Genomic DNA, 16,678 nt, shown 5'->3' on the forward strand with positions numbered 1-16,678 from the left:
TTTGTTTTGTTTTTATTGTTTTGTATCAGTGGTTTGGGTGGGTATTTCGCTTTTTTCATTAGTGCTCTGTTTTTTTATTTTTTTATGTTTTTATTCGTGTAATTCATCGGTTAAATAATTTTTATTTTTTTAAGTACTCGCTAAAAAGATAAACAATTTCAACAAAGCGTGACGAGAATCCAACTTTTAAGGTGACTGAATTCAGAACTTTATTTACACTGTGACCACAAGTTATTTCAACGTAACCTACTCAGCCTTTGTTGAGTGGGTATTTATTGTCCAAAGTCCGCTCTTATTGAGTAGGGTTGGAGTGAGGTTTAAATGGATAAAGTTCCAATGACAATTCGTGGTGAGCAAGAACTACGAACAGAATTAGAAGTGTTATTAAAGCGACGTCCGCTGATTTCTCAAGCAATTGCAGAAGCACGTGAGCTTGGTGATTTAAAAGAAAATGCGGAATACCATGCAGCTCGTGAAGAGCAAGGTATTTGTGAGGCACAAATTCGAGATATCGAATATAAATTATCTGTTGCACAGGTAATTGATGTTTCGAAAATGGATAACACTGGTAAGGTTATTTTTGGTACAACAGTAACGCTTTTAGATATTGATACCGATAAAGAAGTTACTTATCAAATTGTTGGTGATGATGAAGCAAATATCAAATCAGGAAAAATTTCAGTGAGCTCACCTATTGCTCGTGGGCTTATTGGGAAATTTGACGGTGATGAAGTTGTTATCTCGACACCTGGTGGCGAAAAAGACTTCGAAATTATTAAAGTTGATTACATTTAATTGTGTAAACATCTGTTAATCAAATAAAAATGAAAAGGCCGCAAATCAAGCGGCCTTTTTCTATTATTGGTAAATAAAAGAATTATTTACGAGGGATTTCGATTTTACGTTGTTCGCTTTGGCGGTATAAAACAAGCACCTTACCAATGGTTTGTACTTTTTCTGCTTTCGTTTCACGAACAATCGCGTCTATAATCAATTGCTTAGTTTCTCTGTCTTCAGAGGCAACTTTGATTTTAATCAGTTCATGGTGGTCGAGGGCAAGCTCAATTTCTGCAAGAACGGCTTCGGTTAATCCATTTGCGCCCATTAGCACTACAGGTTTTAAACTGTGAGCTAGTCCTTTTAAGTGCTGCTTTTGTTTGGTGCTTAGGTTCATTATGCGGCCATTATTTTATATTATTAGGGTTGAAAACATCTATTTTAACGCCATCTATAGTGGAAGACTATAATTTCCGTAATAGTTTCTGTTAGAACTTCTGCATTTGTGCCTAATAACAGGGGCGTAAATACAATCATTAGGTATTAAATGAGTAAGAAAAAACATTCGGCCAGTTCTGGTCGTTGGCTGCAAGAGCACTTTGATGATAAGTACGTAGCCGAGGCTCAAAAGAAGGGTTACCGTTCTAGAGCTATTTTTAAAATTGAAGAAATTCAAGATAAAGATAAATTATTGAAACCAGGGATGACGGTTGTCGACTTAGGTGCCGCCCCTGGTGGTTGGTCTCAATATGCAGCTGGAATTGTGGGTGACAATGGCCAAGTAATAGCTTGTGACATTTTATCTATGGATTCGATTGCTGGCGTAAGCTTTCTTCAAGGGGATTTCCGTGAAGAAACGGTTTTAGAAGCCTTACTAGAACGCATACAACCTGATATGGTAGATGTAGTGATGTCTGATATGGCTCCTAATATGAGTGGAAACCTTGCTGTAGATCAGCCTAGAGGGATGTATTTAGTTGAATTGGCATTGGATATGTGTCGACAAGTTCTAGCTCCTAATGGTAGTTTTGTGGTTAAAGTGTTTCAAGGCGAAGGTTTTGATCAGTACGTTAAAGATGTACGGGATATGTTCAAAGCAGTCAAAATTCGTAAACCAGACTCTTCACGCGCACGTTCACGTGAGGTTTATATCGTAGCTACAGGTTATAAACTGTAGTAATCTACTTTTAATTATAATAGTGACCGAGAGGCTGACACCTTGAGTGACATGGCAAAAAATTTAATTTTGTGGCTAGTAATCGCCGTAGTTTTGATGTCAGTTTTCCAGAGCTTTGGGCCTGGGGACAGTAGCGGAAAAGCAATAGATTACACATCCTTTGTAAAAGACGTTGGTCAAGGCCAAGTTCGTGAGGCAAAGTTCAAGGATAGAGAAATTACCTTTGTTCGTTCTGATAATTCTCGCAATGTAACTTACATGCCAGTTTACGACAGTAAGCTTCTCGACGATCTTATTAACCAAAATGTGAAAGTGACAGGGACACCACCTGAGCAACAAAGTTTGCTAAGCACCATTTTCATTTCTTGGTTCCCAATGATTTTACTCATCGGGGTTTGGATTTTCTTCATGCGTCAAATGCAAGGTGGCGGTGGCGGTAAAGGCGCTATGTCATTTGGTAAAAGCAAAGCTCGCATGATGGGTGAAGACCAAATCAAAACAACCTTTGCTGATGTGGCCGGTTGTGATGAAGCGAAAGAAGACGTGAAAGAACTGGTTGATTACTTACGAGATCCAAGCCGATTCCAAAAGCTTGGTGGTAAAATACCAACGGGTGTTTTATTGGTTGGTCCTCCGGGCACAGGTAAAACCTTACTAGCTAAAGCGATTGCTGGTGAAGCGAAAGTACCGTTCTTTAGTATTTCAGGCTCTGACTTCGTAGAAATGTTTGTTGGTGTTGGTGCATCTCGTGTGCGTGACATGTTTGAACAAGCGAAAAAAGCCTCGCCTTGCATTATCTTTATCGATGAGATTGATGCAGTAGGCCGTCAACGTGGTGCTGGTGTTGGTGGTGGACACGATGAACGTGAACAAACGCTAAATCAAATGCTAGTTGAAATGGATGGTTTCGAAGGTAATGAAGGTATCATTGTTATTGCGGCAACGAACCGTCCTGACGTGCTTGACCCAGCATTACTTCGTCCAGGTCGTTTTGACCGCCAAGTGGTTGTTGGCTTACCAGATGTCCGTGGTCGTGAACAAATTTTGAAAGTACACATGCGCAAAGTGCCTTTAGCTGAAAATGTTGAACCATCTTTGATTGCTCGTGGTACTCCAGGATTCTCTGGTGCAGATCTTGCTAACTTAGTTAACGAAGCGGCTCTATTTGCTGCTCGTGGTAACAAGCGTAATGTTTCAATGGTTGAGTTTGAATTAGCCAAAGACAAGATTATGATGGGTGCAGAGCGCCGCTCTATGGTATTAACGGAAGATACGAAAGCATCAACCGCTTACCATGAAGCAGGTCATGCGATTGTTGGTCGCTTAGTTCCTGAGCACGATCCTGTTTATAAAGTGTCGATCATTCCTCGCGGCCGTGCATTGGGTGTTACCATGTATTTACCTGAGCAAGATCGTGTGAGTATGAATCGTCAACACCTTGAGTCTATGATTTCGAGTTTGTACGGTGGCCGTTTAGCTGAAGAGCTTATTTATGGCGTAGATAAAGTATCAACTGGTGCATCAAATGATATCGAACGTGCTACAGATATTGCACGCAAGATGGTGACTCAATGGGGCTTCTCTGAAAAACTTGGCCCACTTCTGTACGCAGAAGAAGAAGGCGAAGTGTTCATGGGGCGTGGTATGTCTCAAGCGAAGCATATGTCGGATGAAACGGCTCGCCTTATCGACCAAGAAGTTCGCATTATCATTGATCGTAACTACGCTCGAGCGAAGCAAATTCTGGAAGACAATATGGATATCATGCACTCAATGAAAGATGCATTGATGAAATATGAAACCATTGATGCTGGTCAGATCGAAGACTTGATGAATCGCAGTGATACGATTCGTGCGCCACAAGGTTGGACGGATGATGCGACCAGTAAAGCGGATGAAACTGTTGCTAAAGCTGAAGCATCGGAACCTGAGATCAAAGCCGACACTCAGTCTGAAACAACGTCAGATCAAGAACAAACAGCGGATGATAAAGAAACTAAAAATAAAGATTCTTAATCCTGTGTAAGTAATACTAAGCCCTGATTCTGTCAGGGCTTTTTCTATTCTGAAGACAAGGGTTTCTGACATACCCAATTCCACACCTTATTGATGAGATGATTCAATATGTTTTTGAACGCAAATGGTAAAACCCTCGATCTTACTGAGCCTAAAATTATGGGCATCTTGAATATGACGCCAGATTCATTTTCTGACGGTGGCAAATTTAATCACTTAGATAAAGCAATGAAACAGGTAGAGTCTATGATTCTAGCTGGTGCGACGATCATTGATGTTGGTGGAGAGTCTACTCGTCCTGGTGCCCAAGAAGTATCCGTTGAAGATGAGTTAAATAGAGTGATTCCTTTAGTTCGAGGCATTAAAGAAAATTTTGATGTGTGGATTTCACTGGATACCAGTAAAGCGGATGTCATGAGTGAAGGGATTACTCATGGAGTTGATCTGATTAATGATATTCGAGCATTAAGAGAGCCAGGAAGTTTAGAGGTTGCGGCTAAGGCAAACATTCCTGTGTGTATTATGCATATGCAAGGTCAGCCAAGAACAATGCAGCATAATCCCGTTTATGACGATGTATTGAAAGATGTGTGTGATTTTCTTGAACAGCGAATCAAAGCATGCGAAGAAGCCGGTATAGTGAGAGAAAACATTATATTGGATCCAGGATTTGGATTTGGAAAAAGCTTAGCACACAACTATCATCTATTAGCGAATCTAGAGCAAATTCATCAATTTGGGTTACCGATTCTTGCGGGAATGTCACGAAAATCAATGATCTCAAAATTACTCGATAAAGTGCCAGCTGAGAGTGTTGTCGGTAGTGTAATTTGTGCGACAATTGCGGCACAAAAAGGCGCTCAAATAATTCGAGTTCATGATGTGGCTGAGACTCAAGATGCTATGCGTGTACTTAACATGGTGCAAATTAATAAAAATTAATAATTATACTTCAGCATGTCTTCTAACCTATAAAGCATGTTAAGTATTTCACTTGCTGAAAAAGGACAAGTTATGTCAACGAGAAAATATTTTGGAACCGACGGTGTGCGCGGCAAAGTCGGCCAGTTTCCTATCACGCCTGATTTTATGTTAAAGCTCGGTTGGGCAGCTGGGCGCGTATTAGCCCAACAAGGAACCAAGCAAGTTATTATTGGTAAAGATACTCGAATTTCAGGCTATATGCTTGAATCAGCATTAGAAGCAGGTTTAGCTGCGGCGGGTTTGAAGGCGATTTTTACTGGGCCAATGCCAACACCAGCTGTCGCATACTTGACGCAAACTTTCCGAGCGGAAGCCGGTATCGTTATTTCTGCATCGCATAACCCGTATTATGATAACGGGATTAAGTTTTTTTCTTCTGAAGGGACTAAGCTGCCAGATTCTGTAGAGTTAGCAATTGAAGCGGAACTTGAAAAAGACATTGAATGTGTCGAATCAGCATTATTGGGTAAAGCAAAAAGAATGGTCGACGCTGCAGGCCGCTATATTGAATTTTGTAAGAGCACCTTCCCGAATGAATTAAGCTTAAAAGACTTAAAGATTGTTGTGGATTGCGCTCATGGTGCAACCTACCACATTGCGCCTAGTGTCTTTACTGAGCTTGGAGCGGAAGTCATTGCTATCGGTTGTGAGCCAAACGGCTTAAATATCAATGATGAAGTTGGTGCAACCGATGTTCGCGCATTACAAGCTCGAGTGTTGGAAGAAAAAGCCGACCTTGGCTTAGCGTTTGATGGTGATGGCGACCGTATCATCATGGTTGATGAGCTAGGTAATAAAGTCGATGGTGATCAAATTGCTTATATAATTGCCCGTGATGCACTACGTCGTGGCGATTTAAAAGGTGGCGTTGTTGGTACACTGATGACCAATTTAGGCATGGAAAATGGCTTAAAACAATTAGGTATTCCATTTGTACGTTCAAAAGTTGGCGATCGTTATGTAATGGAGCAATTGCTTGAAAATAATTGGAAAATTGGTGCTGAAAATTCAGGGCACGTTATTCTGTTAGATAAAGTAACCACTGGTGATGCTATCGTTGCTGCGTTACAGGTATTAGCGTCGGTAGTCGGAAGCAAGTTATCATTAAACGTACTGGCGTCGGGCATGACACTTTACCCGCAAGTTTTGGTAAACGTACGTTTTTCTGGTAATGCAGATCCACTACAAAATCCATCTGTACTTGAAGCGGTTTCTAGTGTGGAAAAGCAACTTGGTGATAAAGGTCGAGTATTGCTGCGTAAATCAGGAACCGAGCCATTAATTCGAGTTATGGTGGAAGGGGAAGATGCACAATTAGTTGAATCTTCAGCTAATGCCATTGCTGATAAAGTAAAAGAAAGTTGCTAAAAGCAATAATCATTGGTCAGTAAAAGTAGATGAGTAGCATCATTTTCTGACCAAATTGCTGCTTTTGTGCCTTTTTTAATCGTTTAAGCATCAACATGCACTTTTTTGATAATTTTTTCTTGTCAGCTAGTGCCGCTTTCGTTAGTATCACCTCGCCTCATTAGGGAGGTGCGTTGTTGTTGGCTTTAGTCACTCAACTCAAAAATTCAGAACATAGGTGGAAAAATGTTAACAGTTCTACTTGTGATTTATCTTCTGGCTGCGCTTGGTGTAATTGGCCTAGTGTTGATTCAGCAGGGTAAAGGCGCAGACATGGGAGCCTCTTTCGGGGCTGGAGCATCAAATACAGTATTTGGCTCTGGTGGCTCAGGAAATTTCCTAACCCGATCTACAGCAATTTTTGCGACAATATTTTTCATTATTAGTTTAGTGCTTGGCCATATGTCAACGGCTAAAGATGAATCTCAGTTTGCTGCACCAGGCCTTGGTCTAGAACAGAAAGCTGATCTAAAAGATAAAGTCGCTACTGATGAAATTCCTGCTCCAAAGAGCAATGATGAGATTCCTCAGTAAGTAAAAGATAGTATTGCCGAGATGGTGAAATTGGTAGACACGCTAGCATGAGGTGCTAGTGCCTTATGGTGTGGGGGTTCAAGTCCCCCTCTCGGCACCATTGTTTGTTAAAGCTTGTAAAGTCTAAGCTAGCGCGTATAATGCCGCTCAGATTAGAAAGCAATATCGGACGCGGGGTGGAGCAGTTTGGTAGCTCGTCGGGCTCATAACCCGAAGGTCATCGGTTCAAATCCGGTCCCCGCAACCAATCCTTTTTAAGGAAATGCTTTTGCAAGTTTTTGTGTTTAAAGTCTGACTTTTTACACAGCTAAGCTAAACTATAGCTTGGTAATATCAGGGTCCAGCAATAAAAAACCCCGAATTCGGGGTTTTTTATTATCTGCGCACTTAGATTGGCTCTTTTTTAGCAAATTTAACGTGTTTTGTGGATAATGCATGGTGTTTGAATTGGGCTTTATGCCCTTTTTTTGTTTCTGGACACTCGGCTTTAAGCTTTTTATTCCATTAAGTTTGCAACAAACATGAGCAAACCTTGGAAAGCTTCATTTCCGGAGAATTTAATGACTGGTTTAGAAAAACAATTAACCGAACTTTTAGATGCCCCTGTCGCGGCTTCAGGTTATGAATTAGTTGGCTTGGAATTTATCCGTGCTGGCGAACATTCGACATTACGTATTTTTATTGATCATGAAAATGGCATTAACGTTGATGATTGCGCTGAAGTTAGCCGTCAAGTTAGTGCTGTTATGGATGTTGAAGATCCAATTACAGTGGCATACAACTTAGAAGTCTCCTCTCCAGGTTTGGAGCGTCCACTATTCAAACCTGCACATTACCGACAGTTTATCGGACACGAAGTGAACTTGGTTTTGAAAATGGCGATGAATAATCGTCGCAAATGGAAAGGCGTAATTTCGACTATTGACGGAGAAATCGTAACTCTAGATGTCGATGGTCAAGAAGAACAATTTGCTTTAAGTAATATTTCTAAAGCTAACTTGATACCAAAATTTTAAGTCTGAAGAGGCATAAACATGAATAAAGAAATTTTAGCGGTAGTTGAAGCTGTTTCGAATGAGAAAGGGGTTCCCCGTGAGCGTATTTTTGAAGCATTAGAAATTGCTTTAGCTACGGCAACTAAGAAAAAAAGCGCACATGAAATTGAAGTTCGCGTTGAGATCGATCGTAAGACCGGCGATTTTGATACTTTCCGTCGTTGGTTAGTGGTGGCAGAAGTTGAGTTTCCAACAAAGGAAATGTCAATTGAAGCAGCGCAATACGATGATGAATCGCTTGAACTTGGTGACTACGTTGAAGACGATATTGAATCGGTAACCTTCGACCGTATTACCACGCAAACAGCGAAACAAGTTATCGTACAAAAAGTACGTGAAGCTGAACGTGCACAAATCGTTGAGCAATTTATCGATAATGAAGGTGAGTTGGTTACGGGTGTTGTTAAAAAAGCAACTCGTGATGCTGTTATCGTCGATCTTGGTAATAATGCAGAATCAGTCATTTTACGCGAAGATCAATTGCCGCGTGAAAACTTACGTCCTGGCGATCGTATCCGTGGTTTACTTTATGCAGTTAAACCTGAAGCGCGTGGTTTCCAGCTTTTCTTAACTCGTTCAAAATCTGAAATGCTTATCGAGCTTTTCCGTATTGAAGTGCCAGAAATTGGCGAAGAGCTAATTGAATTGAAAGCGGCGGCTCGTGATCCAGGTTCTCGTGCCAAAATCGCAGTAAAAACCAACGACCGTCGTATTGACCCTGTTGGTGCTTGTGTTGGTATGCGTGGAGCACGTGTACAAGCTGTTTCTGGTGAGCTTGGTGGTGAGCGTATTGATATCGTGCTTTGGGATGATAACCCAGCGCAATTTGTTATCAACGCAATGGCTCCTGCGGATGTAGCTTCAATCATTGTTGATGAAGATACTCACTCAATGGATATTGCAGTTGAAGCAGATAATTTAGCACAAGCTATAGGCCGTAGTGGCCAAAACGTACGTTTAGCCTCTCAACTAACGGGTTGGGAATTGAACGTAATGACAGTTGCAGACCTTAAAAATAAGCATCAAGAAGAATCAGTAGCCGCTATTGAAAACTTCATGAAGCATCTTGATATTGAACAAGACTTTGCTGAAATGCTTGTTGAAGAAGGTTTCTCAACATTAGAAGAAATCGCTTACGTACCAGTAAATGAATTACTTGAAATTGACGGCCTTGAAGAAGAAATGGTTGAAGAGCTACGTGCTCGAGCTAAAAATGCATTGACCACTTTAGCGCTTGTTCAAGAAGAGTCACTGGATGGTTTAGAGCCTGCTGAAGATCTACTTGCTTTAGACGGTTTAGAGCGCGAATTAGCGTTTAAACTAGCAGCTAAAGGTGTAGTGACTTTAGAAGATTTAGCTGACCAAGGCATTGATGACCTAGAAGGCATCGAAGGCTTAACAGATGAACGTGCAGGCGAATTAATTATGGCCGCTCGTAATATTTGCTGGTTTGGCGACGAAGAATAATTTCAGCAAGGAGAAAGCAGTATGACAGAACTGACAGTGAAAGCACTGAGTGAAGAAATTGGTACACCAGTTGAACGCTTGGTAGAACAACTTGCTGATGCTGGTATGAAAAAAGCCAGTACAGACAACGTTACAGATGCAGAGAAGCAACAACTTCTTACGTATCTTAAAAAAGAACATGGCAGTGCATCTGGTGATTCAGAGCCGACTCGTTTGACTTTACAACGTAAAACCAAAAGCACATTAAGTGTGGCTGCTGGTGGCGGTAAAAGTAAAGAAGTTCAAGTAGAAGTGCGTAAGAAACGCACCTACGTGAAGCGTTCAGCTGTTGAAGATGAAGCCAACCGTGAAGCTGAAGAACAAGCCGCACGTGAAGCAGAAATTGCAGCGCAACATGCCGCCGAAGAAAAAGCGAAACAAGAAGCAGAAGCTAAAATGAAAGCAGAAGCCGCCGCGAAAGCAAAACGTGAAGCTGATGAAAAGGCAAAACGTGAAGCTGCCGAAAAAGCGAAAGTTGAAGAAAAATCAGCTCCAAAACGTTCTCCTGAAGAAAAAGCAAAACATGACGCTGCGAAAAAAGAAGCAGAATCATTAAAGCGCCGTCAGGAAGAAGAAGCTCAACGTAAAGCAGAACAAGAAGCTCAAAAATTGGTTGAAGAAGCACGTAAACTAGCAGAAGAAAATGAAGTTCGTTGGTCAGAAGAAGAGAAGAAGAAGAAAGAATCTGAAAACTCTGATTACCATGTAACGACGAACGTACACGCTCGTGCTGCAGAAGATGAAGCTGATCGTCGCAGTGAAGCAAGTCGTCGTAAAAAGAAAAAGCCAGCGAAGAAAGAAGAAGAACGTAACACTGGCGGACGTAACGCTCGTGGTGGACGTAATAACCGTAAAGGTAAACTTGCGAAACCAACATCTATGCAACATGGCTTCGATAAGTCAGCAACCGTTGCTAAATCTGATGTTGTGATTGGTGAGACAATTGTTGTATCTGAATTGGCAAGCAAAATGTCAGTGAAAGGTACGGAAGTCATCAAAACTATGATGAAAATGGGCGCAATGGCGACCATCAACCAAGTGATTGACCAAGAAACTGCACAGCTTGTGGCAGAGGAAATGGGTCACAAGGTTATTCTTCGTAAAGAAAATGAATTAGAAGAAGCGATTCTATCTGATCGTGACGACAGTTCAGAAGCGGTATCTCGTGCGCCTGTTGTGACTATCATGGGTCACGTTGACCACGGTAAGACATCGACACTGGATTATATCCGTCGTAGCCGTGTTGCTTCTGGTGAAGCGGGTGGTATTACTCAGCACATCGGTGCATACCACGTTGAAACTGACAATGGCATGATCACCTTCCTAGATACTCCAGGACACGCCGCGTTTACTTCAATGCGTGCTCGTGGTGCTCAAGCGACAGATATCGTTGTACTTGTTGTTGCTGCCGATGATGGTGTAATGCCACAAACCATTGAAGCGATTCAGCATGCTAAAGCGGCTGGCGTTCCTTTGATTATTGCAGTAAACAAAATTGATAAAGAAGGCGCGAACCCTGATAACGTTAAGAATGAGCTTGCTCAGTATGACGTTATTCCTGAAGAATGGGGCGGCGAAAACATGTTCGTTCACATTTCTGCAAAAGTGGGAACCAATATTGAAGGTTTACTTGAAGCTATCTTACTTCAGTCTGAAGTTCTTGAGCTTAAAGCAGTAACCGACGGCATGGCTTCTGGTGTGGTTGTTGAATCTCGCCTTGATAAAGGTCGTGGTCCAGTTGCAACTGTACTTGTACAAGCGGGTACTCTACGCAAGGGCGACATCGTACTGTGTGGACAAGAATACGGCCGTGTTCGTGCTATGCGTGATGAAAATGGTCAAGACATTGAAACTGCGGGTCCATCGATTCCAGTGGAAATTCTTGGTCTATCTGGTGTTCCTGCGTCAGGTGATGAAGCGACAGTAGTACGTGATGAGCGTAAAGCACGTGAAGTTGCGAACTACCGTCAAGGTAAATTCCGTGATGTGAAGCTGGCTCGTCAGCAAAAATCGAAACTTGAAAACATGTTCTCTAACATGGAAGCAGGTGAAGTTGCTGAACTGAACGTGGTACTTAAAGCGGACGTTCAAGGTTCGGTAGAAGCGATTGCCGACTCACTACGTAAACTTTCAACTGAAGAAGTGAAAGTGAACATAGTAGGTTCTGGTGTGGGTGGTATTACTGAAACGGATGCAGTACTTGCAGCCGCTTCTAACGCCATCTTACTTGGTTTTAACGTCCGTGCTGATGCTTCAGCTCGCCGCACTGTTGAAAACGAAAGCTTAGATCTTCGTTACTACTCAATCATTTACCAATTGATTGACGAAGTGAAACAAGCGATGGGCGGTATGCTTGCTCCTGAATTTAGACAAGAAATCATTGGTCTTGCTGAAGTTCGTGACGTGTTCAAGTCACCTAAACTGGGTGCTATCGCAGGTTGTATGGTAACTGAAGGCTTAATTAAGCGTAGTAACCCAATCCGCGTACTTCGCGATAACATCGTTATCTACGAAGGTGAGCTAGAATCGCTACGTCGCTTTAAAGATGACGTACAAGAAGTTCGTAACGGTTACGAATGTGGTATCGGTGTTAAGAACTACAATGACGTTCGCGCTGGTGACCAAATCGAAGTATTCGAAATCGTTGAAATTAAGCGTACTCTTGATTAATTTAAAATCTGACTTAACCTCCTAGGTTAGCAAGATTTCTTAATACACTATGGGGGGCATTATGCTCCCCATTTTTTCTGTTATATGTGATATTAAATCGCAGCAGAGGTAACAATATGTCCAAAGAATTTAGCCGTGCACAACGTGTTGCACAACAATTACAAAAAGAGCTAGCCTCGATTTTACAACGTGATGTACGTGATTCTCGTATCGGAATGGTGACGATTTCTGACGTTGAAGTTTCACGTGATTTAGCTTATGCCAAAGTATTCGTGACTTTCTTATGTGTGGGTGAACAAACTCCAGAGTCAAGCTTAGCGGCACTAAAAGAGCATGAAGTTGCGGTTCGTATGACGCTAGGTAAGCGTATTCGTTTACGTCTAACACCAGAAGTTCGCTTTACTTACGACAACACCTTAACCGAAGGCATGCGCATGTCTAACTTGGTAAGTGAAGTCGTAAGCAAAGATAACCAACGCAAAAAAGAAGCTGGTCGTGAGGACGAAGGAGAAGAGTAATGGCTCGTAGACGTCGTGGTCGTCCTATTGACGGCGTTTTGTTATTGGATAAACCAACCAGTATTAGCTCTAATGATGCGCTGCAAAAAGTAAAACGTCTCTATTTCGCTGAGAAAGCAGGGCATACTGGTGCATTGGATCCTTTAGCAACGGGTATGCTGCCAATTTGTCTTGGTGAAGCAACTAAGTTCTCTCAATTCCTATTAGATTCGGATAAGCGTTACCGTGTGGTTGCAAAATTAGGCGAGCGTACGGATACCTCCGATTCTGATGGTGAAGTGGTTCAAACTCGAGATGTGAACGTTGAAAGAGAATTTCTAGAAGCTTGCATTGATAAGTTTCGCGGTACTACCGATCAAATTCCTTCGATGTTCTCTGCATTAAAATATCAAGGGAAACCTTTGTATGAATATGCACGTCAAGGCATCGAGGTTCCTCGTGAGTCACGTAAGATCACAGTGTTTGAACTTAAACTGATCCGCTTTGAAGGTGATGAAGTTGAAATGGAAGTGCATTGTTCAAAAGGCACTTACATTCGCACCATTACGGATGATTTAGGTGAAATGTTAGGTTGTGGCGCGCATGTGACGTACTTACGTCGTATTGGTGTATCGCATTATCCAGCCGAGCGTATGGTGACATTGGAGCAGCTTGAAGCTTTGATTGAACAAGCCAAAGAACAAGAGATTGAACCACGCGAGTTGTTGGATCCTCTACTATTGCCAATGGATACTGCAGTACAAGATTTACCGGAAGTGAATATGCTACCAAGCCTTGTTGGTTATGTTCAGCAGGGGCAAGCGGTACAAGTACCTGGTGCGCCTAGCGAAGGTATTGTTCGCATGACGGCAGGTGAAGAGCGCTTATTCTTAGGCATTGCGCATATTGATGATGATGGGAAAGTTGCACCAAAGAGATTGGTGGTGTTTAGAGAAGAATAGGAAGCGCATTTCTATTCTTTAGGCGTCAGAATATCTCTTGCTCTTATGTTTTCGTTCCCCTATAATCCGCACCTCGCGTGATGGCTGAATCAGAGATTGGCTGTCACATTTTATAGATTAACTCTTATTAGGAGAGCATTATGTCTCTGAATGCAGAAACTAAAGCAGCAATCGTTGCAGAATACGCACAAGTTGAAGGCGATACAGGTTCACCAGAAGTACAAGTAGCACTACTTACTGCTTCTATCAACCACCTACAAGGTCACTTTGCTGATCACAAACACGATCACCACAGCCGTCGCGGTCTACTACGTATGGTTTCTCGTCGTCGTAAACTTCTAGATTACCTTAAAGGTAAAAACCTAGATCGTTACCACGCACTAATCAAGCGTCTTGGCCTACGTCGTTAATTCGTCGTTTGGTTTAATACCAAGATTAGAAAGCATTTGTTTTATTGATTTGCTGCTTGCTTGAATTTCAACAAGCGAAGAAAAATAGACAGATACTTGATAAAAAGGAGCTTAGGCTCCTTTTTTGCGTTTGCCGTTTGGTGGATTAAACATTATCTAGCCCAAAATAAGACATTTACGTCCAAGTGGTTTATACTACGTCTCGTTTGTTTTAGTTAACGAATGCTCTATTAGCTAAATTAAAATAAACCTCTGTTGATTAACTTTACAGTCACCGATGTCGACCATGAAGGTCGCGACTAATAACAGCCTTTTCCGTATCTCTCTTTAATCTTTTAGTGAGTTACAAATTAGAAAAAACTGCTATTAGTCGCGATTGGTAAAGAAATCACAGGGTATTGAAATACTTTGAAATTATTAAATTTAAGGATCTTTACGTGAAAGCAATCGTAAAAAAATTCCAGTACGGTAATCATACCGTTACTCTAGAAACTGGCGTCATGGCTCGTCAAGCAACTGCTGCTGTAATGGCAAGCATGGATGACACTTCAGTATTCGTATCTGTAGTCGCAAAGAAAGAAGCAGTCGCAGGGCAAGATTTCTTCCCTCTTACTGTGAACTACCAAGAGCGTACATACGCTGCCGGTAAAATCCCTGGCGGTTTCTTTAAGCGCGAAGGTCGTCCTTCTGAAGGCGAAACATTAACGGCTCGTCTAATCGACCGTCCAATTCGTCCGCTATTCCCATCTGAATTCAAAAACGAAGTTCAAGTGATTGCCACTGTGGTTTCTGTAAACCCAGACATTCAACCTGACATGATCACAATGATCGCCACTTCTGCTGCTTTAGCTATCTCTGGTGTTCCATTTAATGGTCCTATCGGTGCAGCGCGCGTTGGTCACATCAATGGTGAACTAGTACTTAACCCAAGCCAAACTGAACTTGAGTCTTCTAAACTAGACCTAGTGGTTGCGGGTACTGCTGGCGCGGTATTAATGGTTGAATCAGAAGCTGACAACCTAACTGAAGAAGAAATGTTAGCTGCAGTTGTTTATGGTCACGACCAACAACAAACGGTTATTTCTGCTATCAACGAATTCGCAGCTGAAGTCGCTACGCCGTCTTGGAACTGGGAAGCACCTGCTGAAAACACAGAATTGAAAGCAAAAATTGCTGAGTTAGCAGAAAGCCAACTGGTTGAAGCATACCAAATCACTGAGAAAATGGCGCGTTACGATCGTATCCACCAACTTAGCGATGAAGTAAAAGAAAAATTATTAGCTGAAAACGAAGATCTGAATCCAAAAGAAATTCACGCTATTTTCCATGACTTAGAGAAAAACGTAGTACGTAGCCGCATTATTGCAGGCAACCCACGTATCGATGGCCGTGAAAAAGACATGGTTCGTGCACTTGATGTACGTACTGGCGTTCTTCCACGTACCCATGGTTCTTCTTTGTTTACTCGTGGTGAAACTCAAGCATTGGTTACGGCTACGCTTGGTACACAACGTGATGCACAAATCATCGATAGCCTATTGGGTGAGAAGAAAGACAACTTCCTTCTACACTACAACTTCCCTCCATACTGTGTAGGTGAAACTGGTTTTGTTGGTTCTCCTAAGCGTCGTGAAATCGGCCACGGTAAATTAGCAAAACGTGGTATTCAAGCGGTAATGCCATCAGTAGAAGAGTTCCCATACACAGTACGTGTTGTGTCTGAAATTACTGAATCAAACGGTTCATCTTCAATGGCTTCTGTTTGTGGTACTTCTCTAGCGCTTATGGATGCTGGTGTACCAATTAAAGCTTCAGTTGCAGGTATCGCGATGGGTCTTGTTAAAGAAGGCGACGATTTCGTTGTTCTTTCTGACATCCTTGGCGACGAAGATCACCTAGGTGACATGGACTTTAAAGTCGCGGGTACTAACGAAGGTATCACTGCACTGCAAATGGATATCAAAATCGAAGGTATCACTAAAGAAATCATGCAAATTGCGCTTAACCAAGCACAAGGCGCACGTAAGCACATCCTAAAAGTAATGGATGAAGCGATTTCTGGTGCACGTGAAGAGATTTCTGAATTTGCTCCACGTATCTACACCATGAAGATCAGCTCTGAGAAAATCAAAGACGTGATCGGTAAAGGTGGCGCTGTGATCCGTGCTCTTACTGAAGAAACTGGCACAACGATTGAAATCGATGACGATGGCACAATCAAAATTGCTGCGACTGAAGGTAAAGCTGCGAAAGAAGCTATCCGTCGTATCGAAGAGATCACTGCTGAAGTTGAAGTGGGTCGTATCTACTCAGGTAAAGTGGCACGTTTGGCTGATTTCGGTGCATTCGTAACGATTCTTCCTGGTAAAGATGGTCTAGTACACATTTCTCAAATTGCTGATAAGCGTATCGAGAAAGTGGCTGACTACCTAACTGAAGGTCAAGAAGTTCAAGTTAAAGTGCTTGAAATCGACCGTCAAGGCCGTGTTCGTCTAAGCATGAAAGAAGCGGTTGAAACCACTGAAGCTCCAGCAGAACCTGCTGCAGAGTAATTTCATCTAGAATGAATCAAGAAAGGGGAGCTTAGGCTCCTCTTTTTTTATGTCTATTATTCTTGTATTAGGATTGATATTGCAGTGGTGAGAGGGTGAGACAACGTGTATATTAGTTTGGGTTAATGAAT

At 42.0% G+C, this 16,678-nt stretch carries 14 protein-coding genes and 2 tRNA genes; 15 read left to right on the plus strand and 1 reads right to left on the minus strand.

Annotated features, from left to right (window positions below):
* Positions 1–321: 321 nt before the first annotated feature.
* A complete protein-coding gene (gene greA / locus A1QC_RS07190; protein ID WP_017023819.1) occupies positions 322–795 on the plus strand; it encodes a transcription elongation factor GreA in 474 nt (157 codons plus the stop codon).
* Positions 796–877: 82 nt separating this feature from the next.
* On the opposite strand, the gene yhbY is transcribed toward greA, so the two are convergent.
* Positions 878–1,174 (minus strand): ribosome assembly RNA-binding protein YhbY, encoded by a 297-nt coding sequence (gene yhbY / locus A1QC_RS07195; protein ID WP_017023820.1) that lies wholly within the window; start codon positions 1,172–1,174, stop codon positions 878–880.
* Positions 1,175–1,324: 150 nt separating this feature from the next.
* On the opposite strand from yhbY, the gene rlmE reads away from it, so the two are divergent.
* The 14 genes from rlmE (at position 1,325) to pnp (ending at position 16,547) form a co-directional block, all read left to right on the plus strand.
* Positions 1,325–1,954, plus strand: coding sequence for a 23S rRNA (uridine(2552)-2'-O)-methyltransferase RlmE (gene rlmE / locus A1QC_RS07200; protein ID WP_017023821.1), 630 nt, complete (start codon positions 1,325–1,327; stop codon positions 1,952–1,954).
* 51 nt (positions 1,955–2,005) lie between these two features.
* On the plus strand, positions 2,006–3,970 hold the full coding sequence (gene ftsH / locus A1QC_RS07205; RefSeq protein WP_017023822.1) for an ATP-dependent zinc metalloprotease FtsH: 1,965 nt from the start codon (positions 2,006–2,008) through the stop codon (positions 3,968–3,970).
* A gap of 108 nt (positions 3,971–4,078) precedes the next feature.
* The gene (folP, locus tag A1QC_RS07210) at positions 4,079–4,912 is read left to right on the plus strand and encodes a dihydropteroate synthase (RefSeq protein ID WP_017023823.1); all 834 of its coding nucleotides are present in this window, start codon (positions 4,079–4,081) and stop codon (positions 4,910–4,912) included.
* Positions 4,913–4,984: 72 nt separating this feature from the next.
* Positions 4,985–6,322 (plus strand): phosphoglucosamine mutase, encoded by a 1,338-nt coding sequence (gene glmM, locus A1QC_RS07215; RefSeq protein ID WP_017023824.1) that lies wholly within the window; start codon positions 4,985–4,987, stop codon positions 6,320–6,322.
* A gap of 225 nt (positions 6,323–6,547) precedes the next feature.
* Positions 6,548–6,895 carry a preprotein translocase subunit SecG gene (gene secG / locus A1QC_RS07220; protein WP_017023826.1) on the plus strand — a complete coding sequence of 116 codons (348 nt, stop codon included), beginning with the start codon at positions 6,548–6,550 and terminating at the stop codon, positions 6,893–6,895.
* 15 nt (positions 6,896–6,910) lie between these two features.
* Positions 6,911–6,995 (plus strand) — tRNA-Leu (locus tag A1QC_RS07225).
* Positions 6,996–7,065: 70 nt separating this feature from the next.
* Positions 7,066–7,142: transfer RNA gene (locus A1QC_RS07230), tRNA-Met, on the plus strand.
* 313 nt (positions 7,143–7,455) lie between these two features.
* The gene (gene rimP / locus A1QC_RS07235) at positions 7,456–7,911 is read left to right on the plus strand and encodes a ribosome maturation factor RimP (protein ID WP_017023827.1); all 456 of its coding nucleotides are present in this window, start codon (positions 7,456–7,458) and stop codon (positions 7,909–7,911) included.
* An 18-nt stretch (positions 7,912–7,929) separates the two neighbouring features.
* The gene (gene nusA, locus A1QC_RS07240) at positions 7,930–9,417 is read left to right on the plus strand and encodes a transcription termination factor NusA (protein WP_017023828.1); all 1,488 of its coding nucleotides are present in this window, start codon (positions 7,930–7,932) and stop codon (positions 9,415–9,417) included.
* Positions 9,418–9,438: 21 nt separating this feature from the next.
* Positions 9,439–12,126, plus strand: coding sequence for a translation initiation factor IF-2 (gene infB / locus A1QC_RS07245; protein WP_017023829.1), 2,688 nt, complete (start codon positions 9,439–9,441; stop codon positions 12,124–12,126).
* A 116-nt stretch (positions 12,127–12,242) separates the two neighbouring features.
* Positions 12,243–12,644, plus strand: a complete 402-nt coding sequence (gene rbfA / locus A1QC_RS07250) for a 30S ribosome-binding factor RbfA (RefSeq protein WP_017023830.1) — start codon at positions 12,243–12,245, stop codon at positions 12,642–12,644.
* Positions 12,644–13,585: a tRNA pseudouridine(55) synthase TruB gene (truB, locus tag A1QC_RS07255; protein WP_017023831.1), complete on the plus strand. Its 942-nt coding sequence runs from the start codon at positions 12,644–12,646 to the stop codon at positions 13,583–13,585. The genes rbfA and truB overlap by 1 nt, the downstream gene beginning before the upstream one ends.
* A 140-nt stretch (positions 13,586–13,725) precedes the next feature.
* Positions 13,726–13,995, plus strand: a complete 270-nt coding sequence (gene rpsO, locus A1QC_RS07260) for a 30S ribosomal protein S15 (RefSeq protein ID WP_017023832.1) — start codon at positions 13,726–13,728, stop codon at positions 13,993–13,995.
* 437 nt (positions 13,996–14,432) lie between these two features.
* Positions 14,433–16,547: a polyribonucleotide nucleotidyltransferase gene (gene pnp / locus A1QC_RS07265; protein WP_017023833.1), complete on the plus strand. Its 2,115-nt coding sequence runs from the start codon at positions 14,433–14,435 to the stop codon at positions 16,545–16,547.
* The last annotated feature ends 131 nt before the right edge of the window (positions 16,548–16,678 follow it).

It is taken from the genome of Vibrio rumoiensis 1S-45 (assembly GCF_000286955.2).
In the GTDB taxonomy this organism is placed as follows: Bacteria; Pseudomonadota; Gammaproteobacteria; order Enterobacterales; family Vibrionaceae; genus Vibrio; species Vibrio rumoiensis_A.